General features: G+C 71.6%; 18 protein-coding genes. 13 read left to right on the top strand and 5 right to left on the bottom strand.

The genetic code is table 11. The annotated features are described in order from the left end of the window. Positions 1–2: 2 nt before the first annotated feature. Positions 3–1,451, bottom strand: coding sequence for an Hsp70 family protein (locus H5368_RS09190; RefSeq protein ID WP_182823508.1), 1,449 nt, complete (start codon positions 1,449–1,451; stop codon positions 3–5). Between the two features lie 68 nt (positions 1,452–1,519). Between H5368_RS09190 and H5368_RS09185 the strand changes: the two genes are divergently transcribed. After that, positions 1,520–2,164, top strand: coding sequence for a DUF938 domain-containing protein (locus H5368_RS09185; protein WP_255486410.1), 645 nt, complete (start codon positions 1,520–1,522; stop codon positions 2,162–2,164). A gap of 65 nt (positions 2,165–2,229) precedes the next feature. Beyond that, positions 2,230–2,985 carry an SDR family oxidoreductase gene (locus H5368_RS09180; protein WP_182823506.1) on the top strand — a complete coding sequence of 252 codons (756 nt, stop codon included), beginning with the start codon at positions 2,230–2,232 and terminating at the stop codon, positions 2,983–2,985. A gap of 23 nt (positions 2,986–3,008) precedes the next feature. Here the strand turns inward: H5368_RS09180 and H5368_RS09175 are convergent, their stop codons facing one another. Continuing rightward, positions 3,009–6,740 (bottom strand): indolepyruvate ferredoxin oxidoreductase family protein, encoded by a 3,732-nt coding sequence (locus H5368_RS09175; protein ID WP_182823503.1) that lies wholly within the window; start codon positions 6,738–6,740, stop codon positions 3,009–3,011. A 173-nt stretch (positions 6,741–6,913) separates the two neighbouring features. Between H5368_RS09175 and H5368_RS09170 the strand changes: the two genes are divergently transcribed. The 4 genes from H5368_RS09170 (at position 6,914) to H5368_RS09155 (ending at position 12,407) form a co-directional block, all read left to right on the top strand. Then, positions 6,914–8,746 carry a GGDEF and EAL domain-containing protein gene (locus H5368_RS09170; RefSeq protein ID WP_182823501.1) on the top strand — a complete coding sequence of 611 codons (1,833 nt, stop codon included), beginning with the start codon at positions 6,914–6,916 and terminating at the stop codon, positions 8,744–8,746. Positions 8,747–8,821: 75 nt separating this feature from the next. Further along, positions 8,822–9,463, top strand: coding sequence for a tetratricopeptide repeat protein (locus H5368_RS09165; RefSeq protein ID WP_182823499.1), 642 nt, complete (start codon positions 8,822–8,824; stop codon positions 9,461–9,463). Between the two features lie 102 nt (positions 9,464–9,565). Then, on the top strand, positions 9,566–11,290 hold the full coding sequence (gene ggt / locus H5368_RS09160) for a gamma-glutamyltransferase (RefSeq protein ID WP_182823497.1): 1,725 nt from the start codon (positions 9,566–9,568) through the stop codon (positions 11,288–11,290). A gap of 91 nt (positions 11,291–11,381) precedes the next feature. After that, positions 11,382–12,407 carry a hypothetical protein gene (locus tag H5368_RS09155; protein ID WP_182823495.1) on the top strand — a complete coding sequence of 342 codons (1,026 nt, stop codon included), beginning with the start codon at positions 11,382–11,384 and terminating at the stop codon, positions 12,405–12,407. 9 nt (positions 12,408–12,416) lie between these two features. Here the strand turns inward: H5368_RS09155 and H5368_RS09150 are convergent, their stop codons facing one another. The 3 genes from H5368_RS09150 to H5368_RS09140 form a co-directional block, all read right to left on the bottom strand. Continuing rightward, on the bottom strand, positions 12,417–13,205 hold the full coding sequence (locus H5368_RS09150) for an ankyrin repeat domain-containing protein (protein WP_182823493.1): 789 nt from the start codon (positions 13,203–13,205) through the stop codon (positions 12,417–12,419). A gap of 43 nt (positions 13,206–13,248) precedes the next feature. Further along, positions 13,249–14,913, bottom strand: a complete 1,665-nt coding sequence (locus tag H5368_RS09145) for an Mbeg1-like protein (RefSeq protein ID WP_182823491.1) — start codon at positions 14,911–14,913, stop codon at positions 13,249–13,251. A 74-nt stretch (positions 14,914–14,987) separates the two neighbouring features. After that, positions 14,988–16,475 carry an AAA family ATPase gene (locus H5368_RS09140; protein WP_182823490.1) on the bottom strand — a complete coding sequence of 496 codons (1,488 nt, stop codon included), beginning with the start codon at positions 16,473–16,475 and terminating at the stop codon, positions 14,988–14,990. Positions 16,476–16,579: 104 nt separating this feature from the next. On the opposite strand from H5368_RS09140, the gene H5368_RS09135 reads away from it, so the two are divergent. From H5368_RS09135 to H5368_RS09105, 7 genes are all read left to right on the top strand, one after another. Next, the gene (locus H5368_RS09135) at positions 16,580–17,215 is read left to right on the top strand and encodes a ParA family protein (RefSeq protein WP_182823488.1); all 636 of its coding nucleotides are present in this window, start codon (positions 16,580–16,582) and stop codon (positions 17,213–17,215) included. 39 nt (positions 17,216–17,254) lie between these two features. Continuing rightward, positions 17,255–17,731 carry a histidine phosphatase family protein gene (locus H5368_RS09130; RefSeq protein ID WP_182823486.1) on the top strand — a complete coding sequence of 159 codons (477 nt, stop codon included), beginning with the start codon at positions 17,255–17,257 and terminating at the stop codon, positions 17,729–17,731. Further along, positions 17,728–18,294 carry a YceI family protein gene (locus H5368_RS09125; protein WP_182823485.1) on the top strand — a complete coding sequence of 189 codons (567 nt, stop codon included), beginning with the start codon at positions 17,728–17,730 and terminating at the stop codon, positions 18,292–18,294. Before H5368_RS09130 ends, H5368_RS09125 begins: the two co-directional genes overlap by 4 nt. Further along, on the top strand, positions 18,291–20,222 hold the full coding sequence (locus tag H5368_RS09120) for a phospholipase D family protein (protein WP_182823483.1): 1,932 nt from the start codon (positions 18,291–18,293) through the stop codon (positions 20,220–20,222). Before H5368_RS09125 ends, H5368_RS09120 begins: the two co-directional genes overlap by 4 nt. A gap of 104 nt (positions 20,223–20,326) precedes the next feature. After that, entirely contained in the window at positions 20,327–20,536 is a 210-nt protein-coding gene (locus tag H5368_RS09115; protein ID WP_182823480.1) for a hypothetical protein, read from the top strand. Between the two features lie 68 nt (positions 20,537–20,604). After that, positions 20,605–21,216: a YkvA family protein gene (locus H5368_RS13420; protein ID WP_220486522.1), complete on the top strand. Its 612-nt coding sequence runs from the start codon at positions 20,605–20,607 to the stop codon at positions 21,214–21,216. Then, positions 21,213–21,665 carry a hotdog fold thioesterase gene (locus H5368_RS09105; protein WP_182823478.1) on the top strand — a complete coding sequence of 151 codons (453 nt, stop codon included), beginning with the start codon at positions 21,213–21,215 and terminating at the stop codon, positions 21,663–21,665. Before H5368_RS13420 ends, H5368_RS09105 begins: the two co-directional genes overlap by 4 nt. Positions 21,666–21,685: the final 20 nt, after the last annotated feature.

Here is a 21,685-nt window from a genome sequence, read left to right as displayed (position 1 = left end):
CCTCAGTCAGCGGCGGCCGCGCGCGCGAGGCCGGTGACCACGCCGAGCGAGGCGTCACCGCGCACGATCTCCACGCCCGGGAACACCTCGGCCACCAGCGCCGGCACGTACGGCGAGCGCGACATGCCGCCGGTGAGGTAGACAACCTCGGGCGTCTCGATCGCGCCGGCACTGGCCTCGCGCATCAGCGCGCGCAGCTGCGCCAGGAATGGCCGTTCGGCGGCGGCCGCGAGGTGCGCCCGGTCGATGTCGCAGGCCAGCCCCGCCTCGACGTAGTCCAGGTCCACGGGCACGCTGCCGGTGGCGCTCAGTTCGATCTTCGCCTGCTCCACCGCGCGGTTCAGGCGCACGGTGTTGCCGGCCTGTTGCAGCGCCATCAGGCGCGCGCCGTAGGGTGCCTCCACTTCGTCGAAGATCGCCTTGTGGAAGTTGGCCTGCCGCTGCAGGTCCTGCACGTGGGACGCCTCGTAGTAGCGATGCACGGCCGTGCGGGTGACGTTCTTGCCGAACAGCGGCATGACCCCGCGCATGCTCAGCTCGAGGTCCACGTCGGTGCCGCCGACCGGCTCGCCCCACGCGCCGTGGATGACCGGCGCCGGCGTGTCGCCGCCCACCAGGGCGAGCGCCATGTCGGTGGTGCCGCCGCCGATGTCGAGGATCATGGTGCGGCAGGCGCGTTCGCTGCGGCGGTGGAAGTCGTAGGCGGCCGCGGCCGGTTCTTCGAGGAATTCGACCGCCTCGAAACCGGCCGCATGCGCGGCATCAGTGAGGATCTCCAGCGCCTGCACGCCGCCGGCCTCCTCCATGGAACTGCGGAAGCGCACCGGGCGGCCCATTACCGCGGAGCGCACCTCGGTGCCCAGCTGCGCCGAGGCCGTGGTGCGGATGTGGCGCAGCACGTGCGTGGCGATGCCCAGCAGCACGTCGCGCGCATGCGCTTCCAGCTTGTAGCCGAGCATCGATTTCGGCGAGACCACCAGGTGGCCTTCGCCCGCCGCGAGGAACGCATCCACCGCTTCGTCACCGTACAGCGCGTCATCCAGCTCGGCTGTGGCGTCCATGGCCTCGCGCACCTGGCCGGCCACCCAGTCGCGGCGCACGGCGGCGATCGCCGCGCGGCGGAGCTCATCGTCGCCGCGCCGGCGCATGGTCGGGACCTGGGCCAGGGCGGCGTCGCGCTGGTGCACAGGCAGCGCCATGGCCGACTGCCGCAGGCGCTCGAGGCGCGCGAGTTCGCGGGCCTGGTCGGCGCGTGCGCTGGTCATCCAGCGCGTCACGTCGTCCTGCAGCGCGTCGGTGAGCTCGAAATGGTGGATGTCCGGCAACCGCTGCGGAAAGAACGCCGTGGTGCGGAACTGCGCCTGCGCGCCGAAGCGGATCAGCTGCACCTCGCCGTCCACCACCGCACCCGCGGCCGAGTAACTCGTGCCGAAATCGATCCCGATCCGCATGTCCAACGCCTGCCCATCCATCTACGCCCGCCATTGTGCCGGCGCGGCGCCGCGATGCCGAGGTTTGTATGCTGGCCGCGCCGAAGATGGACAACGCCATGCACCGCGACGCCGCCAAACCCCACGCACCCTCCTGCGACCGCAACCGCGAGCCGATCCTGGCCGTGCTGCGGGAGCACTTCGCCGACCGCAGCCGGGTGCTGGAGATCGCCAGCGGCACCGGCCAGCACGCGGTGCATTTCGCCGCCGCCATGCCGTGGCTCACCTGGCAGGCTACGGACATGGCCGACAACCTGCCCGGCATCCGTGCGTGGCTGGACGAGGCGGGCCTGCCCAACACGCTGCCGCCACTTGTGCTCGACGCGCTGCAGTCGCCGTGGCCCGCGATCGACGCGGATGCGGTGTTCACCGCCAACTCCCTGCACATCATGGGCGTCGACGCGGTGGAAGCGTTGTTCCGCGGCGTCGGGCGGGTGCTCGCGGGCGCGCCCGGCGGCACGTTCGTGGCCTACGGCCCCTTCAACTACGCCGGCGACTACACCAGCGACAGCAACCGCGACTTCGACGCCTGGCTCAAGGCGCGTGACCCGCGCTCGGGCATCCGCGATTTCGAGGTGGTCGACGCATTGGCTGTCGACGCGGGGCTGCGCCTTGTGGCGGACGTGGCGATGCCGGCCAACAACCGCTGCCTGGTCTGGCGCCGCGACACCTGATCCAGGACAACATCCCGCTACCCGAGCTGGGTGACACTCGGGTCATCCCCCAACGGAGTACCACCATGGATCTCGAACTGCAGGGCAAGGCCGCGATCGTCACCGGTGCGGCATCCGGCATCGGCCGCGCGATCGCGCTGGCGCTGTCGCGCGAGGGCGCGCACCTGGTGCTGGCCGACATCGACGCTGCCGGCTGCGAACAGACGCTGGCGCTGATGCGCGAGGCGCGCGCGCAGGCGCAGGGTGTGGTGGTACGCGCCGACGCGGCGCTGCTTGCCGACCACGAGGCCACGGTCGCCGCGGCGCTGGAGGCGTTCGGTGGCCTCGACATCGCGGTCAACAACGCCGGCATCGGCGGCGAGGCGCACGACACCGCCGAGATGAGCCCGGAGGGTTGGCGCAAGGTGATCGACATCAACCTCAACGGCGTCTTCTATGCCATGCACGCGCAGCTGCCGGCGCTGCTGGCACGCGGCGGCGGGGCGATCGTCAACCTGGCCTCGATCCTGGGCGCCACCGGCTGGCGCACGGCGTCGGCCTACGTGGCATCCAAGCACGGCGTGGTCGGGCTGACGAAGACGGCGGCACTGGAGTACGCCACGCGCGGGATCCGCATCAACGCGGTGGGGCCCGGCTTTGTCGAGACGCCGATCATCGGCGAGGACCCGAAGGTGCTGGCGCACCTGGCCAGCCTGCATCCGGTGCAGCGCCTGGGCCAGCCGGCGGAAGTCGGCGACCTGGTCGCCTACCTCGCCAGCGCGCGTGCGAGCCTGGTGACCGGGGCCTACTACCCGGTCGACGGCGGCTACCTGGCGCAGTAGCCGCCTGGCGCTGCTTCGCGGACTCAGGCCGCCTGCACGATCCGCAGCGGATTGGCCCATTCGCGCAGCAGCTCCGCCTCGCGCGCCCTGGCGGTCTCCAGGTGCGCATGCTTGACGTGGCCGTAGCCGCGGATGTGCTCGGGAATGGAGGCGATCTCCGCGGCCAGCACGATGTTGCCGCTGTCCAGGCCGTCGAGCAGCCCGCCGACGGTGCGCTCGTAGTCGTCGATCAGCGCGCGCTCCATGCGCCGCTCCTCGGTGTAGCCGAACACGTCGAGCGCGGTGCCGCGCAGGCCGCGCAGCTTCGCCAGCACGCCGAACGCGGTCAGCATCCACGCGCCGAAGGCCTGCTTCTGCAGTTCACCGCTCGCGTTGCGTTTGGCCAGCAGCGGCGGCGCAAGATGGAACTGCAGCGTGTAGTCGCCCTCGAACTGCTGCTCCAGGCGGCGCTTGAACTCGCCGCTGGTGTACAGGCGCGCCACTTCGTACTCGTCCTTGTAGGCCATGAGCTTGAAGAAGTAGCGGGCGACGGCCTCGCCGAGGTCGGTGGCGCCGGGCGCGCGCGCCTGCTCGGCGGCGCGGACCTTCGCCACGAAATCGGTGTAGCGACGGGCGTACTTCGCGTTCTGGTAGTCGGTGAGGAACGCGGCCCGGCGCGCGACCAGTTCGTCGAGCGAGCGCGAGAGGCGGGCGTCGTCGAGCGGCAGGTAGGCGACCTGGTCGGCGCCGGACGGCAGGTGGCGGAGGTCGTCTTCCTGGCGCGCCGGCTTGGGCGCGCTGGTGGCGCCCCATTCGTTGCCTTCCCAGTCGCCGGGCGGCAGCGCGTCGAGCGCGTGCGGGGTCGCTTCGACGGTGGTGCGGGCGTTGCGCACCACGCCGGCGGCGTCGTACACGACGTCCGGGTTCACCGCGGCCAGGCGGCCCCAGGCGAACGCGGTGCGGTTCATTTCCACGGCGGCGCCGTTCAAATCCACCGCGCGCATCAGCGACTCGAATGCCAGCGGCACCAGGCCGCGCTGCCAGGCGTAGCCGAGCATGAACAGGTTGCTGGCGATGGCGTCGCCCATCAGCGCGTTGGCCAGCTGGGTGGCGTCGACCATGTGCAGCGCGGCGTCCGCGGCGGTGGCGCCTTCGGCCGCGTCGCCGCCGAGCGCCTGGCGCACGGCGCTGGCGATGTCGGCGGCCGGGAACTGCATGTCCGGGCGGGTGGTGAAGCTGCCCGGCATGGCCTCGTGGCTGTTGAGCACCACCTGCGAACGGCCGGCGCGGATCTTCGACAGCGCCCAGTAGTCGTTGACCACCACCATGTCGCAACCCAGCACCAGGTCGGCCTCGCCGGCGGCGATGCGCGAGGCGTGGATGTTGTCCGGTGCCCGCGCGATGCGGATGTGGGTGGTCACCGCGCCGCCCTTCTGCGCGAGCCCGGTCTGGTCGAGCACGGTGGAGCCGCGTCCTTCCAGGTGTCCGGCCATGCCGATCAGCGCACCGATGGTCACCACGCCGGTGCCGCCGACCCCGGTGATCAGGATGTTCCAGGGCTGCGCGAGGTCGCTGGCGAACACCGGCTCCGGCAGGTGGGCCAGGTGCTCGGCGGCGTTGACCTTGCGGCCCTTGCGCGGCTTGCCGCCGAGCACGGTGACGAAGCTCGGGCAGAAGCCTTCGACGCAGCTGTAGTCCTTGTTGCAGTTGGACTGGTCGATTTCGCGCTTGCGGCCGAACTCGGTCTCCTTGGGCAGCACCGAGACGCAGAACGACTTCTTGCCGCAGTCGCCGCAGCCCTCGCACACCAGGGTGTTCACGAACACGCGCTTCTGCGGGTCCACCAGCTTGCCGCGCTTGCGGCGGCGGCGCTTTTCGGTGGCGCAGGTCTGGTCGAAGATCAGCACGCTGGTGCCCTTCACTTCGCGCAGGCGCTTCTGCACCGCGTCCAGCTCGCGGCGGTCGTGGAAGGTGACGCCGGCCGGGAAGATCGAGCGGTCGCTCCACTTCTCGATCTCGTCGGACAGCAGCGCGATCACCGCCACGCCTTCGCTCTTCACCTGGTGCGCGATCTGCGGCACCGACAGCGTGCCGTCCACCGGCTGGCCGCCGGTCATGGCCACCGCGTCGTTGTAGAGGATCTTGTAGGTGATGTTGACGCCGGTGGCGATCGACTGGCGGATGGCCAGCGTGCCGGAATGGAAGTAGGTGCCGTCGCCGAGGTTCTGGAACACGTGCGGGGTGTCGGTGAACGGCGCCTGCCCGGACCAGGTCACGCCTTCGCCGCCCATGTGGGTGAAGGTGTCGGTGCTGCGGTCCATCCACGTGACCATGTAATGGCAGCCGATGCCGGCCATCGCGCGCGAGCCTTCCGGCACCGCGGTGGAGCTGTTGTGCGGGCAGCCCGAGCAGTAGTGCGGCACGCGCGGGAACTGCGCGCGCGGCAGCGCCAGCGCGCCTTCCTTCTCTTCCATCCAGCGCAGCACGTCGCGCATGTGTCCGGAATCATGGAAGCGCTGGATGCGGCGCGCGATCACCGCGGCGATCGTCGCCGGGGTGAGCTCGCCGGTGCTGGGCAGGATCCACTCGCCGGCTTCGTCGTACTTGCCGACGATGCTCGGCCGGCGGCCGCCGTCCAGGCCGAAGTCAAAGTTGTAGAACAGCTCCTTCATCTGGCTCTCGATGAAGGCGTGCTTCTCCTCCACCACCAGGATGTCCTCGAGCCCGCGCGCGAACGACTGGATGCCCACCGGCTCCAGCGGCCAGGTCATGCCGACCTTGTAGACGCGGATGCCGAGCTCCGCGCAGGCGTGGGCGTCGAGGCCCAGGTACTCCAGCGCCTGCAGCACGTCGAGGTAGCTCTTGCCGGTGGTCACGATGCCCAGCCGCGCGGCGGACGAGTCGATCACCACGCGGTCGATGCCGTTGGCGCGCGCGAACGCCTGCGCCGCCTTCACCGCATAGCGGTGCAGGCGCATCTCCTGGTCCATCGGCGGGTCGGGCCAGCGGATGTTGAGCCCGCCCGGCGGCAGCTCGAAGTCGTCCGGGATGATGATCTGCCGCGCGAATGGATCCACGTCCACCGATGCCGAGGACTCCACCGTCTCGGCGATGGTCTTGAAGCCGATCCAGCGCCCGGTGTAGCGGCTCATCGCCCAGCCCACCAGGCCCAGGTCGAGGATGTCCTGCACGCCGGCCGGGTTGAGGATCGGCATCAGCGCGCTGCTGAACTCGCCTTCCGAGCCGTGCGGCAGGGTGGACGAGCGGCAGGCGTGGTCGTCGGCGGCCAGCGCAAGCACGCCGCCAAGGCGCGAGGTGCCCGCCGCATTGGCGTGCTTGAACACATCGCCGGAACGGTCCACGCCGGGGCCCTTGCCGTACCACATGCCGAACACGCCCTCGACCTTGGCGCCCGGGAACAGGTTGGTCTGCTGCGTGCCCCACACCATGGTGGCGCCGAGATCCTCGTTGAGGCCCGGCTGGAAGCGCACCTGCGCGGCCTCCAGGTGCTTGCGCGCGCGCCACAGCTCCAGGTCGAAGCCGCCCAGCGGGCTGCCGCGGTAGCCGGAAATGAACCCGGCCGTGTCCAGCCCGGCGGACTGGTCGCGCAGGCGCTGCATCATCGGCAGGCGCACCAGGGCCTGCACCCCGGAAAGATAAATGCGGCCGCGGGTGCGGGTGTACTTGTCCTCCAGGCCGTAGTCGTGGTCGGTCACGCCATGGGTCAGGCCCAGGTTGGCGGACGCGGGCGAGGAAAGTTCGGCGGTGCTGGTCATGGCGGGCCCTGGGGCTGGCGGCGGCGCGGCCGCTGGCGGGGAGCGCGGCGGGCGCGCGGGTCGGAGCGGCGCGGATTCTAGCAGCGGGGACATTTCCGTGATGCCGCCTTAACAGAAGCGGGTGGACAGTGAACCGGTACCTTTGACAGGTACCGCGGACCCCGGGAGCACGCATGGCGAGCGGCCAGGCAATGGACTACCGGCAGGACAGCGGCGCGTGGGCGCGCAGGCACAACCACGCCCTGGTGTCGCTGGCGCGCCGTGTCTGGACCGAGCGTTGCACCCTCGATACCGCCCTGGCGCAGATCTGCGAGACCGCCGCGCGCACCCTGGAGGTGGCTCGGGTCAATGTCTGGCGCCTGCATGCGACCCATGGCGTGCTGCGCTGCGTGCACGCCTACGACCGCGCCAGCGGCGAGCACAACCCGCCCGGCTTCGACGAGGCCTTCGACGCCGGCTCCGAGTACGACCGCCAGCTCGACAGGGTGCGCTTGATCCATGCCACCGATGTGCAGCGCGACGTGACGCTGTCCGCCGCCGACGCCGTGCTCGGCGATTACCTCGCGCGTCACCAGGTCAGCTCGCTGCTGGATGCACCCATCCGCAGCGAGGGCGAACTGCTTGGCGTGGTGTGCCACGAACATGTCGGGGAACCGCGCAGCTGGAGCGCGGAGGACGAGGCGTTCGCGGCCAGCATCGGCGACTTCGTGGCGATGGCCTACGAGATCCAGCGCCGGCGCGACGCCGAGCGCCGCCTGCGCTACCTGGAGCTGCACGACCCACAGACCAACCTGCCCAACCGCGACCACCTGCTCGAGGTCGCGCACAGCGCACTGCGCCCCGCGCACGGCGAGGAAGCCAGCGTGGCCGCGATCCACCTGCAGCTGGAGCATGACGGCACCGGCCGGCAGGACGCGGTGGTGGCCGCGGCGGCGGCGCTGCGCGGCGGCCTTGGCAACGAGGCCACGCTGGCACGCGTGCGCGACGACGGTTTCGCGCTGGTGCCGCGCCGGCCGTTGCGCGAAGCCGAGGCGCTCGACCTGGCCGGTCGCTGCGTGTCGCTGGTCGAAGAAGCCGTCGGTGACGGCACCACCCGGGCCGCGGCCGGCATCGCGTTCTCGCGCGACCTGTCGTCGCCCTCGGCGGACATGCTGCTGCGCAACGCCGAGCTCGCCAGCCAGCGGGCACGCGCGCTCGGCATGCTCAACCGCTGTGAAGTGTTCGACGCCGGTCGCCACGGCGAACTGGTGGTGCGCATGCGCCTGGAACGCGCACTGCGCGAGGCCTACGAACAGGGGCAGCTGGACCTGCACTACCAGCCGGTGGTCGACCTGCGCGATGGCCGCATCGTCGGCGCCGAGGCGCTGCTGCGCTGGCGCGACGACCGGGGTGGCTGGCGTCCCTGCAGCGAATTCATCGATGTCGCCGAGCGCTCCGGCCTGATCGTCCCGCTGGGTCGCTGGGTGCTGCTGGAGGCCTGCATGGCCGCGATGGCCTGGCCGCGCGCGGACCTGCAGCTGGCGGTGAACGTGTCGGCGCGCCAGTTCGAGCAGCCGGGACTGGTGGCCGATGTGGCGCAGGCACTGCAGGTGTCCGGGCTGGCGGCGGAGCGGCTGACCCTGGAGCTGACCGAAACCGTTCTGCTGCACGATGCCGACGTCGCCTGCGAGACCCTCGCCCGGCTGCGGGCGCTGGGGGTGCGCATCGCGCTGGATGATTTCGGCACCGGCTACTCCTCGCTGGCGAGGCTCAAGCGCCTGCCGATCGACTGCCTGAAGATCGACCGCAGCTTCGTGGCCGGCCTGCCGGGCGACGGACGCGACCAGGCGATCGTGTGCGCGATCGCCGGCATCGGCCGCGAGATCGGCCTGGACGTGGTGGCCGAGGGCGTGGAAACCGCGGAACAGGTGACGGCGCTGCTGGGCTGCGGCCTGACGCGCGGCCAGGGCTACCATTTCGGGGCCGCGGTGCCGGACCTGGCCCTGCGCGCCCGCCTCGCCGGCTGAGGCGCGCTGGTCCGCACCCCGGGCAGCCGCTACCATGCGCTCGGGACACGGGGACCCGGTCAGAGGTTGTTGGTCATGAAACGCACCATCGGGCACCGTTCGGTCGCCCTCCTGCTCGCGCTGCTGCCCTTCGCCATTTCCGCGCAGGCGCTGCCCAAGCCGAAGGAATTCTATTTCGAGGAAGACCCGCAGGCGACGCGCCCGCTGGTGCTGGTACCCGGTGACGACGACGCCACGGTGCAGAAGCTGCTCGACGCGCGCAGCCGCAGCCGTCGCGACGTCGACGTCGATCTCGCCACCGCGCAGCTCGCCCACCTGTCGTATGCCGCCGGCCGCGTCGAGACCGGTGCCGCGCTTTACGCCGAGGCGCTGGCGTCGCCGGTCGGCATCCGCATCCGGCCGGCCGTGCACTGGAACCACGGCTGGGACCTGTACCGCACCGGCAATGCCGCCGCGGCGCTGGAGCAGTGGCGCCTGGCTGGCATGGAGCGCATGAAGGGACCGTCCTGGCTGCCACCGACCGTCGCGATGGCGCTGTGGTCGCTGGACCGCCGCGAGGAGGCGGTGCGCTGGTACGCCGCCGCGGTGCGTACCGAGCCCGCGCTGTGGCAGGCGCCCGACCTGGCGCGGCTGCTTCCGGACTGGCGTGACGAAGAGCGCGCGCTGCTGGCCGAGGTCGCCGCGGCCTGGCGCGCGGCGCCGCCCGCCTGGCCCTGAGCCGCGCCCCGCTGCAGCGCTGCGGCTGTTCCGACGCGCCGGGGCTGCGAACCGCACGCCGCGCGTCGTAAGGTGGCGTTTGTCTCCGCTCCGGTGTCGCGCATGGTCCGCCTGTCGCTTGTCTCCGTTCTCCTCGCCTGCCTGGCGTCGCCGGCCACCGCCGCCGACCGCGTCACCGGCCAGGCCTTCGCCACGCGCAGCGAGGTGTACGCGCCGCACGCGATGGCCGCCACCTCGCACCCGCTAGCCACCCAGGTCGCGCTCGACGTGATGAAGGCCGGCGGTTCCGCGGTGGACGCCGCGATCGCCGCCAACGCCGCGCTGGGGCTCATGGAGCCCACCGGCAACGGCATCGGCGGCGACCTGTTCGCGATCGTCTGGGATCCTGGGACGCGCAAGCTGCACGGCTACAACGGCTCCGGACGCTCGCCGCAAGCACTGACCGCGGCCGAGTTCGAGCGCCGCGGCCTGACGGACATCCCGCCGCACGGGCCACTGCCGGTGACCGTGCCGGGCACGGTCGATGGCTGGTTCGCGCTGCATGGCCGCTTCGGCAGGCGCACGATGGCCGAGAACCTCGCGCCTGCGATCCGCTACGCACGCGAGGGCCACCCGGTGCACGAGGTGATCGCGTACTACTGGGACCGCTCGGTGCCGCGGCTGTCGAAATGGCCGGGCTTCAGCGAACAATTCACCGTGGCGGGCGGGCCCGGCGAAGGCCGCCGCGCGCCGCGCACCGGCGAGACCTGGAAGAACCCAAACCTCGCCGCGACGCTTGAGAAGATCGCGGACGGTGGCCGCGACGCGTTCTACAAGGGCGACATCGCACGCACCATTGGCGCCTACTTCGCGGCCAATGGCGGTTTCCTGGCGTACGAGGATCTCGCCGCGCACGCGGGCGAGTGGGTCGAGCCCGCATCCACCAACTACCGCGGCTACGACCTCTGGGAGCTGCCGCCCAACGGCCAGGGCATCGCCGCGCTGCAGATCCTCAACCTGCTGGAGCCGTATGACCTGAAGGCGTACGGGTTCGGCAGCCCCGAGCACGTGCACCTGTTCGTGGAAGCCAAGAAGCTCGCCTTCGCCGACCGCGCGCGCTGGTATGCCGATCCCGACTTCCATCCGGCGCCGGTGGCGAAGCTGATTTCCAAGGACTACGCGCGCGAGCGCGGCAAGCTGATGTCGATGGAGCGCGCGCTGCGCGAGGTGCAGCCGGCCACGCCCGCCGAGCTCGACGAGGGCGACACCATCTACCTGACCGTCGCCGATGCCGACGGCATGATGGTGTCGCTGATCCAGTCCAACTACCGCGGCATGGGCAGCGGCATGGCGCCGCCGGGGCTGGGCTTCATCCTGCAGGACCGCGGCGAGCAGTTCGTGCTCGGCGACGCCGCGCATCCCAACGCCTACGCGCCGGGCAAGCGCCCGTTCAACACCATCATTCCGGCGTTCGTGACCAGGGACGGCAAGCCGTGGCTGTCGTTCGGGGTGATGGGCGGCGCGATGCAGCCGCAGGGGCACGCGCAGATCCTGATCAACATGATCGACTTCGGCATGAACCTGCAGGAGGCGGGCGACGCGCCGCGCATCCAGCACGACGGCAGCACCGAGCCGACCGGGCAGGCGACGGTGATGAGCGACGGTGGCGAGGTCGACCTCGAGACCGGCTTCCCGTATGCAACGGTGCGCGCACTGATGCGCAAGGGCCACAGCGTGCGCTTTGCCGATGGCCCCTACGGCGGTTACCAGGCGATCATGGTCAATCCGCACGGCGGCTGGATCGGCGCCAGCGAATCGCGCAAGGACGGGCAGGCCGCCGGCTACTGAACGCGGGTTGCGTCGCGTCGCCAATCCTCGCGCGGGCACTGCGCGGGCGCCGGTATGCTCCGGTCCATCGATCCCGCTGATGGAGCCGCGCATGCGCATCCGACTTCTGTTGCCCGTCCTGTTGTTGCCCGCGCTCGCCATGCCTGCATTCGCGCAGGCGCCGTCGCCGCGGGAGCCAAGCGAACAGGAGCTGCGGCGCGCGCAGCAGGGTGCCGAGGCCTGGCAGGCGTACCTGCTGCGGGTGGCGAAGGCGGTGGCGCGTTCCGACGGCGCGCGCGACCTCGCGCTCGCCGCGCTGCTCGAGGCGCAGGCGCGCCCCTACGACCCAGGCCGTGCGACCGGCCTCGACCCGGACCGCCTGCGCGCGGAGGCCGGCGCGCGCGGCGCGGGCGACCTGCTCACCCAGCAGTTGCTGCTGGCCGCGGCCGTGGTTGGCGATGACCCGGCGCGCCGCACCGCCGCCGCGCGTCGCTGGCAGGCGCTGGCGCCGGGCAACCTGGCGCCGCTGATGCACCAGGGGCTGGATACGGCGGCGTTGCTCGACGCCGCGCCGCGCCTCAACCGCAACGCGCCCGAGCTGTATCCGTTGCAGCGCTGGGCCGCAGGCGTGCTGCGCCGCCACGCGCCGACCGCGGCCGAGTGGGCGGCGTTCGGCGAAGGCGCGAAGCCCTCGGCCGAGGCCAATGCGGCGGTGTGGTCGTCATCGCTCTCCGTGCTGCTGCCCGACTACCAGCCGCTGCTGCGTGCCTGTGACATGCGCGCACCGGGCGCGGCCGGCCGCGCGGCGGCCTGCCGGCACCTGTCGAGCCTGCTGCTGGCGCGGCCGCAGACGATGATCGACGAACGCATCGGCCTGTCGCTGGCCCGCGGGCAGGCGACCAGCCCGGCGGACATCGCCGCGCTCGACGCGCGCCGCCGTGGCGTGGACTGGCGCCTCGAACAGATGGGCAAGCTCGCGATGCAGGCCGACGGCCCCGGTGGCGCCGCGGCGTTCGCGCGACTGCTGGCCGATGCATCGGTGACGACGGAAGACGCCATGGCGCGCCGCATGCTGGCCGAAGCGGGCATCCCGGCCGAACCGCCAGCGGGCTGGCAGGCGCCCTGGCAGCGGCGCTGAGCCGCGCCGTCAGCCGCGCGGTTTGACCGCGACGCCCTTGGCGCCGAGCCACGCGTCGATCTTTTCCAGGTCGCGGCGGGTGGCGACGTCGAGCAGCTTCGGGTTGCCGCCGTAGAGGTAGTCCTGGAAGGTCGCGCCGGTGCGGTCGGTGGCGCGCGGATCGGCACCGCGCTCGAGGAAGCGCAGCACCGCGCCGGAATCCTTGACCAGCGCCGCCTGGTGCAGCGGCGTGGTGCCAGTGCGGTCGGCCACGTCCAGGCGCGCGCCGGCGCCCAGCAGCACGCGGATGTTGTCCTCGCTGCCGGCGCGCAGGGCGTCGAACAGCGGCGTGGCACCGGTGACGGTATTGGGCGTGTCAGGCGACATGCCGTGCTCCAGCAGCGTTTCCAGCCAGCCCGGGGTCTTGCCCATCGCCGCCAGGTGCAGCGCGGTGCGCCCGTCCCGGTCGCCGCGCGCGGGGTCGGCGCCGAGCGCGAGCAGCAGGCGCACGGCGCCGCGGTCGCCGCGCTTCATCGCCCACTGCAGCAGCGGCTGGCCCTTGTCGTCGACCGCGTCGGGGTTGGCGCCGGCGGCCAGCAGCTGGCGCGCAAGCGCTTCGTCGTCGCGCAGCACGGCGTCGGCAAACTGCGCGTTGCCGGGGTTGGCGAAGGACTTGCCTGGGTTCACGTCTGTCCCTTGCCGGGCACAGCCGGCGGTGGAGGCGAGCATCAGCGACAACGCCAGCAGCACGCGCATGCCGCGCGGCGCCTTCCACGGGGAAGGCGCCTGCGGTGATTGCGTACGGGGCGTGTCGGACATGGCGACCACGGTACTACGGCGGCATCGCACCCTGTCTACCGGATCAGAACCACTTCAGCGGGTTGAGCTTGTCGCTCACCCACTGCGCGCCGTCGGTGACGGCCTGGCCGACGTCGCCGACCACGTCGGCCACGACCTCGACGCCGTCGCCAAGCACGTCGGTCACGGTGTCGACCGCGCCGCCGACCGTGTCGGCGACATCGCTCACCACCTTGCCGGCGCCTTCGACGAAGCCGGCCACGGCATCGAGCGGCGCGTCGAGGCCGGTGGCGTCGCCGATGTCACGCAGCAGGCCGCCGCCGGCGTTGGCGAGGTTCTGGGTGGTGTCGCCGACCAGGCCCAGTGCACCGTCGGCCAGGTCGCCGACGCTGTCGACGGCGAAGTCGAGCACGTCACCGACCACTTCCAGGCTGCCTTCGACCAGCTTGCCATCGGCGAACGCGCCGTTGCCGGCATCAGTGAAGCCATCGATCATCTCGGAGCCGTTGCTCCACAGGTCGCCGACCACGTTCTCGCCCTGGCGGATCACGCTGCCAAGCTGGTTGAGGCTGTACTCGCCAACACGCTCCACGCCGTCGCGGAGGATGTTGCCGCCCACGCCGATGGTGGTGTCGAGGAGGTCGCCGCCGGCATCGAGCAGTGTGTCGGCGGCCCAGCCGATTGCCGGGTCGCCGGTCGCGGTGAAGAAGCGGTTGGCGAGGTCGCCGAGGCCGTCCAGGCCCTTGTTGACCAGTCCGCCGGCCTGTTCGGACAGGCTCGGCCGGCTGGCGGGGGCGTAAGCGGTGTTCTGCTGCAGGGCGTCGACATAGGACGCGTTGTCCCCGCCGCCGCCATGCAGCGCGACAAGATCGCCCGGCCCGCCCATGCCGGCCGGCGGGTCGATGCGCAGCTCGTGGCCGACCGCGTTGGGCGGCGACATGCCGAGGATCGGGAGGATGGGCAGGTCCTGCTGCGCGCCGTTCAGTGGATCGCCGTTGACGATGTAGCGGCGCAGCTGGCCGCTGTCGGCGGCCTCCTGGCGCACCGCGTTGGGGTTGAAGCCCAGCGACTCGAGGGTCTGGTCGCTCAGGCCCGCCGCGTTGAAGGTGACGCCGGTGGTGCCCGTGGCCAGCGCCGCGGCACTGGCCAGGCCGCCGCCGAGCGAGTGCCCGGTGAACACCACGTTGCCTTCGCCGAAGGCGCGCAGCGCGGCCTCGCCCAGGGCCACGGCGTCCTTGTACTGGCCGGTCTCGAAGCCGAGGCCCTGCAGGCCGTTGTCGTCGGCATCGCCGGACGGCGCGAGGCTCCAGTCATCGGTGCCGCGGTAGGCGACCACGTACTCGCCCTGCGCGTTCTGGTAGATCGCGGCGTCGAAGCCCTCTGCGGTGCTGAGCAACGCCGGGTCGATCGGGATCTCGTTGCCCTGCGCGTCGACCAGCGACGTGCCATCGGCGCTCGGCTCGAGCCGCGTCCAGCCGGCTTCGGCGAGCGCCGCTTCGGTCTGCGGGTTGTCGGCCGCGTAGACGTCGTTGGCCATCATCGCCAGCTGCAGGTCGGTCTCCGGCTGCGGCGTGGTGCCGCTGGCGTCGGCGGCGAAGCTGCCGTCGCCCCTGGGATAGCTGTCGGCGACCTTCTGCAGCTGCGGCGGCGCCCACAGGCCGGCGGCGAGCCGATCGTCGAAGCGCAAGGGCTGGAGGAAGGACTGCTGGCTGGCGACGTCGAGGCTCATGGCCGACTCCTGGAGCGATGCCATGAGACTAGCCACCGGGCGCACAGGCGCCAGCTGGTGGTGACCCTAGAGCGTCAGTCCGCGGGCACCGTGCGGCCCAGCGCCCAGGCGCGCAGGGCGTCGACCTGTTCGCGCATCACCACCGACAGAGGGCGGGTGCGCTTGAGCTCGGCGCGCAACATGAAGTCGTTGAGGGCGGTGCCGGCCGCGTGCGCGGCATACAGGCCGGAGACGATCGCCTGCTCGATCTCCGCACCGGAGAATCCGTCGGCCGCCTCGGCCAGCGCCGCCAGGTCGAAGCCGTCGGCCGCCAGCGCCCGCTTGCCGAGATGCAGGGCGAACAGCTCGCGCCGCGTCCCGGCATCGGGCAGGTCGATGAAGAAGATCTCGTCGAAGCGCCCCTTGCGCAGCAGCTCGGCCGGGAGCTCGTGCACCTGGTTGGCGGTGGCCACCAGGAACACACGCGAGCGGCGCTCGGCCATCCACGTCAGCAGGTAGCCCAGCACGCGCCGCGACACGCCGCCGTCATCACCGGCCGCCGAAGACGCCAGGCCCTTCTCGATCTCGTCGATCCACAGCACGCAGGGCGCGAGCTGCTCGGTGGAAGAGAGCGCGGCGCGCAGGTTCTTCTCGGTCTCGCCGTGGTACTTGTCGTACAGCGTGCCGAAATCCAGCCGCACCAGCGGCACGCCCAGACCGCCGGCGATGGATTTGGCCAGCAGCGACTTGCCGCAGCCCTGCACGCCGAGCAGCAGCACGCCCTTCGGCGGGTCCAGGCCGGGCGGTGCATCGCCGGACACGAACACCTGCCGGCGCTGGCCGATCCAGCGCTTCAGCGCGTGCGCGCCGGCGACATCGCCAAAACCGGCGGTGTCGTGTTCGTAGTGCAGGTGGCCGCTGCGGTTGAGCAGCTCGAACTTCAGGCGCGCCAGCTGCGGCAGGTCGTCGCCGCAGATCACGCCGTCGTTGAAGATCAGCTGGCGCGCGATGCGCCGCGCGTCGGTGAGGCTCAGGCCACGCAGGTTGCGGACGATCTGCGTGACCACCGCGGCATCGGCTTCGACCCGGCGGCCGCCGTGACCGGCCTGATAGGCCAGGGCTTCCTCGCGGACCAGCTTGAGCAGGGCGTTGGCGTCGGGCAGGCGCGGGGTGAAGCGCACCGCGAGCGGCTCGAGGTCGGCCGGCAGCTCGACCTTGTGGCCCACCAGCACGAGCACGTGCGGCAGGCAGTCGCGCCGCTGCAGGATGTCGCGGACCTGGCGCTGGGTGCCGGCGTAGCCCAGGTAGGGGTGGAAATCGAGCAGCAGGTACACGCCGCGCTGGTCGGCGGCGTGGATGGCGCGCAGGGTGCTGGTGGCGTCGGGGGCGTCTTGCGCCGCGTCCTCGCCGTCGAGGTCCAGGCGGCGCAGGCCTTCGGTGATCGTCCAGCGGTACAGCGCGCGCCAGACATGCAGCAGCGACTGCCGGAAGAGCTCCACCACGCGCGGCTCGTCCGGCGTCTCGATGACGATCAACGGGGTGTCGGCGCGGATCAGCGCGGCCAGGTCCTTCAGGTCGCTCATGCGCTCGGGCATCGGCTTCGGGTCCGTGATTGTAAGCGTGCGCCAAGCCGCGTCCGCCGGTGTACCCTCGACGTCCGACTTGGCGGAAGGTGACCGGGGTACGGATGAAGACGGTGCTGGTGGCGAGCTCGAAAGGCGGCGTGGGCAAGACCACGATCGCGACCCATCTCGCCGCGCACGCGGCCCTGTCCGGGCAGCGGACCGTGATCATCGATGCCGACCCGCAGCGCTCGTCGACGCGCTGGGCGGAGCGTCGCGTCGGACTCGACAGCGCCGTGCTGCCGGTCGCGGGCGCCAGCCGCCAGCGCGCGGCCTGGAACTCCCTGCCCGCCGACACCCAGCGCGTGGTGATCGATGCCCCGGCTGGCGCCATGGCCGGCGACCTCGAGAACTGGCTGGAGCACGCCGACTCGGTGGTGGTGCCGGTGCTGCCCTCGGCGCTCGACCTGGACGCCACGGTGCCGTTCCTGGATTCGCTGGCCCAGCACCCGCGCATCCGCCGCGGCCAGTTGCGCGTGGGCCTGGTGGCCAACAAGCTGAAGCCGTGGACCAATGCCTCGCAGGCCATGCTCGACCTGCTCGGGCAGTGGCCGTATCCGGTGGTCGCCAGCCTGCGCGACAGCCAGGCCTACGTGATGCTGGTCGGCCTGGGCAAGAGCCTGTTCGACTACCACTCCGCCCAGGTGCGTGACCACCAGGAGGATTGGGATCCGTTGCTGAAATGGGTGCGCAAGGCCTGAACCGGGCACCGCGCCAGTGAACCACCAAGGGAGTGCCTCGTGAGGGAAATCGTGCTGTTGCGCCACGCCCACGCCGAACAGTCGGGTCCGGGCCAGAACGACGTCGACCGTCCGCTGTCGGCGGAGGGCCTCGCCGAGGCCGAAGCCGCCGGTTGCTGGCTGCGCGACCACGGCCTGGTGCCGGACCTCGTGCTGTGCTCGCCCGCGCGCCGTACGCGCGAGACGCTGGAGGCGGTGCTGGGGATGGTCGGCTATGTCGACCAGCGCCTGGAGCCGGCGATCTACGACGCCTCCGCGGGCACCCTGGCGACGGTCGCCGACCGCCACCGCGATGTCGGCCGCCTGCTGGTGGTCGGCCACAACCCGGGGCTGGAACGCCTGGCGGCCCTGCTGCACAGCGGCCAGTCCGGCGAATACCGCGGCATGCCGCCGGGTGCGATCGCCGTGCTGCGCCTGCCGGTCGACGCCGAGGTGGAACCCGGCGTGGCCAGCCTCGTCGACTTCTGGTGGCCGTGAGGCGTGCCCTTGCACGCGCCTGGATCGCCACCGTCGCCGCATGCCTGCTGGCGGCGCCTTCGCATGCCGGGCGGATCGACCGGTTGGCGTCGGAGATCGGCTTCACCCTGACCACGCGCTGGGGCCAGACCCTGCGTGGCCGTTTCCCTGAATACAGCGGCGAACTCCGGGACCTCCCGGACGGGCGTCGCCAGGTGCGGCTGTGGCTGTCGGCGGCCGATGTGCGCATCGCCGGCAATGCCCGCTACACGCGCCTGACGCGCGGCAGCGGATTCTTCGATGCCGCGCAATATCCGCGCGTGACCTTCGTGTCCGAACCTTATGACGAGGCCCTGCTGCATGACGGCGGCCCGTTGGTGGGCACCCTCGTGATCCGTGACGTGCAGCGCCGTGAAACGTTCACCGTGCTCCCGGCGGAGTGCCCGCGGCCCGGGCGTGACTGCGACGTGGTCGCCACCGGGGTCATCGACCGTGCCGACTACGGAATGGACCGCTGGAACGTCGCGCTCGCGCCGGAAGTGCGGTTCCAGTTGCGCATCCGCATCCGGGGTGGCGACGCGTGAACCGGTGGTTGCGCGTGCTGGCCCTGGCGGGGGCGCTGATGGCGGGCGGCTGCGCGACCCTGTCGCAGGACGAGCGCGTGGCGGCGACGCGGATCGCGAACGAGGCGCAGCCGGTGGTCGTGGACTGCGTGGCCGACGATGCCTGCGCCACCGCGTCCGCGCTGCGCGAGCTGGGCGCCCGGGCTGTCGCCGCCAGCACGCCGGATGCGCCGCGCCACCATGCGCTGATCCTGGACTACGGCCAGGACGCGCTGCTCGCACGCCTGAGCCTGATCCGCTCGGCGCAGCGCACCCTGGACGTGCAGACCTACATCTTCGACGAGGACGACGCCGGCCACCTGTTCCTCGACGAGATGCTGGCCGCCGCGCGCCGCGGCGTGCGCGTGCGGGTGCTGGTGGACCAGCTGTCGGCGCTGCGCCGCGTGGAGACGCTGGCCGCGCTGGCCGGCGCGCACGCCAATTTCGAGATGCGCCTCTACAACCCGGTGCTGGGCCGCGCGCGCATCAGCTATCCGCAATACGTGCTGGCCGCGGCCTGCTGCTGGCGGCGGCTCAACCAGCGCATGCACGGCAAGCTGCTGCTGGTGGACGGCGTGGTCGGCATCACCGGCGGCCGCAACTACCAGGACAGCTATTACGACTGGGACCCGGTCTACAACTTCCGCGACCGCGACCTGTTCCTGGCCGGGCCGGTGGTTGGCGACATGGCCGCCAACTTCGAGCAGTACTGGGTGGCGCGGCTCACGCGCAGACTGCCGGAGCTCGCCGATGTTGGCCGCGCGCTGTTGCGCGACGGCGTGCCAGGGCTGCCGCACGCGCCATTCGAGCTGCCCGAACGCGTGCAGCGCATCTCGCGCGATGCCGATGACCAGGCGCTGGTCGACGAGCTCGCCGCGTATGCGCTGCCGGTGGCCGGGGTGGGCTTCATCGCCGACCCGCCGCAGAAGCACCGGCGCAGCTACGAAGGCGTGGCGCCCTCGACCCGCGGCCTGCGCGAGCTGATCGACGGGGCCACCGCGGAGGTGCTGCTGCAGACGCCCTACCTGGTGCTGTCGCCCGCCGCCCAGGCGCAGTTCCGCGAGCTGTACGCGCGCGACCCGCGGCCGCGGGTGGTGGTGTCGACCAACAGCCTGGCGGCGACCGACGCCTTCATCACCTACGCGCTCGCCTACAAGTACAAGCGCCGCTTCCTGCGCGAATTCGGTTTCGAGATCCACGAGTACAAGCCGTTCCCGCAGGATGCGCCGATCGACGTCGAGGCCACCGGCACGGTCGACATCGCGTGGGACCAGGGCGGCAACGCGGTGATCGGCGGCCAGCGCGGCCGCGCGGCCGGGGTCGACGGCAGCCAGGGCGGCGGTCGCGAGCGCGCGACCCGCCCGCTGGCGCGTGAATACTCGGCGCTGCGCTGGTCGGGCTTCTCGGCGCATGAGCCGGTGCCGCTGGAGCGCGGCGGCGTGCGCTTCGGCCTGCACGCGAAATCGCTGGTGATCGACGAACGCATCGGCGTGATCGGCACGCACAACTTCGACCCGCGCGGCGATACCTACAACACCGAGAGCGCGGTGGTGATCGAGGATCCGGCCTTCGCGCGCGCGCTGGCGGCCAGCATCCGCCGCGACATGCTGCCGGCCAACGCCTGGACCATCGCGCCGCGCGACAAGCCGCCGGTGTTCTCCGGCCTGGACTATTCGCTGGGCAAGCTGTCCGAAGCGCTCCCGGTGTTCGACCTGTGGCCGACCCGCTACGCCACCAGCTACGAGTTCCAGCCCGGCCCGGCCTGCCCGGAGCCGCTGCCGCCATCCGATCCGCGGTTCCGTGACTGCTACACCCCGGTGGGGGATTTCCCGGGGGTGCAGATGGGCCTGAAGACGCTGATGACGCGGATCTTCACCGCCTTCGGCGCGGGGCTCGCCCCCATCCTCTGACCGTTCGTCGGCAGCACCGGGAACGTGACTTCCGGCCTATTGCCGGATGTGTGAGGTGTAGTAGTCTACCAACACACCGAATCACAACCACACCGGAGCGCACCATGAACGTCCAGACCCAGAGCCAGACCCAGACCCAGGCCCAGTTCCATCGCGTCGACCGCAGCCAGCATGCCCCGCACCTTGCCGGCGGCCGCCTTCCGACGCGTGACCGCGCCCGCGAGTTCGGTGTCGGCTACGGCAACAGCAGCGGCTACGCCTCGCCGCGCCGCTATGTCGCCAGCCAGGGCACGCATCGCTTCCGCTGTGCCTGAACGGCGATTGACGCTGGCGCGGCTGCGGCCCTAGGCTGCAACCATCCTGTCTCCGCCTGGGATCCGCCATGTCCATTTCGCTGACCATCGAGCTCAACGACCGCGATCTCGCCCACTTCACCAAGGCCATGGATGCCGCCCGCGCCGCCGCCGCGCACATGGCCCCCGAGGCCGTCGTGGCGGCCGCCGCCTCGCTGCTTGGCGAGGCCCAGGGGGTGCACATACCGGACTTCGTCCGCGAGCGCCTGTTGCGGCTGGACGACATGATCGCCATGGTGCGCGACGAGGGCTGGGCGCTCGGCGACGAGGACCGCCAGCGGGTGCTGTCGGTGCTGGTGTACTTCGCCGACCCGAAGGACGTGATCCCCGACCATATCGAAGTGCTGGGCTTCCTCGACGACGCGATCATGATCGAGCTCAGCGTCCGCGAACTGCAGCACGAGCTCGACGCGTACGACGATTTCTGCGACTTCCGCGAGCACCAGGCGCACAAGCGCGGCATCGAGCCGGCGGCCGTGGGCCGCGCCGACTGGCTCGACAGCCGCCGCGAGGAGCTCATGGAGCGTATGCACGCGCGCCGCGAACGCGATTTCGGCGTCGGCTATGGCGCCAGCAGCGGCTACCGCAGCCAGAGCAGCTACGTGCGCACCTGGCGTCCCAGCCTGTTCAAGCTGCGATGAGCGGGGCGCCGGCGGCCGACACACCGGCCAAGGTGTTCCGGCGCACGGCCGACCTCGCCACGCTCAATGCACTGTCCCCCGGCACCGCGATCGAAGCGCTGGGCATCGTCTTCACCGCGATCGGCAGCGACCACCTGGTGGCAACGATGCCGGTCGATGCGCGCACGCTGCAACCCTACGGCCTGCTGCACGGCGGCGCGTCGGTGCTGCTGGCCGAGACCCTCGGCAGCAGCGCCGGCAATCTCTGCGTCGGCGAGGGCGAGGTCTGTGTCGGCATCGAGATCAACGCCAACCACCTGCGCGGCGTGCGCACGGGGCTGGTGACTGGCACTGCACGCCCGCTGCACCTCGGGCGCAGCACCCAGGTGTGGGAGATCCGCATCGTGGATCCGCGAGGCCGCCTGGCCTGCGTCTCGCGCCTCACCCTGGCCGTGGTGGCGGCGGCCTGAGGCTGCCGCGGCGCCGCTAC

The organism is Luteimonas sp. MC1782 (assembly GCF_014164605.1).
Classification (GTDB): domain Bacteria; phylum Pseudomonadota; class Gammaproteobacteria; order Xanthomonadales; family Xanthomonadaceae; genus Luteimonas.
The sequence above is the reverse complement of the archived record's forward strand: the minus strand, read 5'-3'. Positions and strand labels throughout refer to the sequence as shown.

Excerpts from the sequence above, each read along its gene's own strand:
- H5368_RS09190 (WP_182823508.1), bottom strand. The coding sequence starts at position 1,451 with ATGCGGATCGGGATCGATTTCGGCACGAGTTACTCGGCCGCGGGTGCG.
- H5368_RS09185 (WP_255486410.1), top strand. The coding sequence starts at position 1,520 with ATGCTGGCCGCGCCGAAGATGGACAACGCCATGCACCGCGACGCCGCC.
- H5368_RS09180 (WP_182823506.1), top strand. The coding sequence starts at position 2,230 with ATGGATCTCGAACTGCAGGGCAAGGCCGCGATCGTCACCGGTGCGGCA.
- H5368_RS09175 (WP_182823503.1), bottom strand. The coding sequence starts at position 6,740 with ATGACCAGCACCGCCGAACTTTCCTCGCCCGCGTCCGCCAACCTGGGC.
- H5368_RS09170 (WP_182823501.1), top strand. The coding sequence starts at position 6,914 with ATGGCGAGCGGCCAGGCAATGGACTACCGGCAGGACAGCGGCGCGTGG.
- H5368_RS09165 (WP_182823499.1), top strand. The coding sequence starts at position 8,822 with ATGAAACGCACCATCGGGCACCGTTCGGTCGCCCTCCTGCTCGCGCTG.
- ggt (WP_182823497.1), top strand. The coding sequence starts at position 9,566 with ATGGTCCGCCTGTCGCTTGTCTCCGTTCTCCTCGCCTGCCTGGCGTCG.
- H5368_RS09155 (WP_182823495.1), top strand. The coding sequence starts at position 11,382 with ATGCGCATCCGACTTCTGTTGCCCGTCCTGTTGTTGCCCGCGCTCGCC.
- H5368_RS09150 (WP_182823493.1), bottom strand. The coding sequence starts at position 13,205 with ATGTCCGACACGCCCCGTACGCAATCACCGCAGGCGCCTTCCCCGTGG.
- H5368_RS09145 (WP_182823491.1), bottom strand. The coding sequence starts at position 14,913 with ATGAGCCTCGACGTCGCCAGCCAGCAGTCCTTCCTCCAGCCCTTGCGC.
- H5368_RS09140 (WP_182823490.1), bottom strand. The coding sequence starts at position 16,475 with ATGAGCGACCTGAAGGACCTGGCCGCGCTGATCCGCGCCGACACCCCG.
- H5368_RS09135 (WP_182823488.1), top strand. The coding sequence starts at position 16,580 with ATGAAGACGGTGCTGGTGGCGAGCTCGAAAGGCGGCGTGGGCAAGACC.
- H5368_RS09115 (WP_182823480.1), top strand. The coding sequence starts at position 20,327 with ATGAACGTCCAGACCCAGAGCCAGACCCAGACCCAGGCCCAGTTCCAT.
- H5368_RS13420 (WP_220486522.1), top strand. The coding sequence starts at position 20,605 with ATGTCCATTTCGCTGACCATCGAGCTCAACGACCGCGATCTCGCCCAC.
- H5368_RS09105 (WP_182823478.1), top strand. The coding sequence starts at position 21,213 with ATGAGCGGGGCGCCGGCGGCCGACACACCGGCCAAGGTGTTCCGGCGC.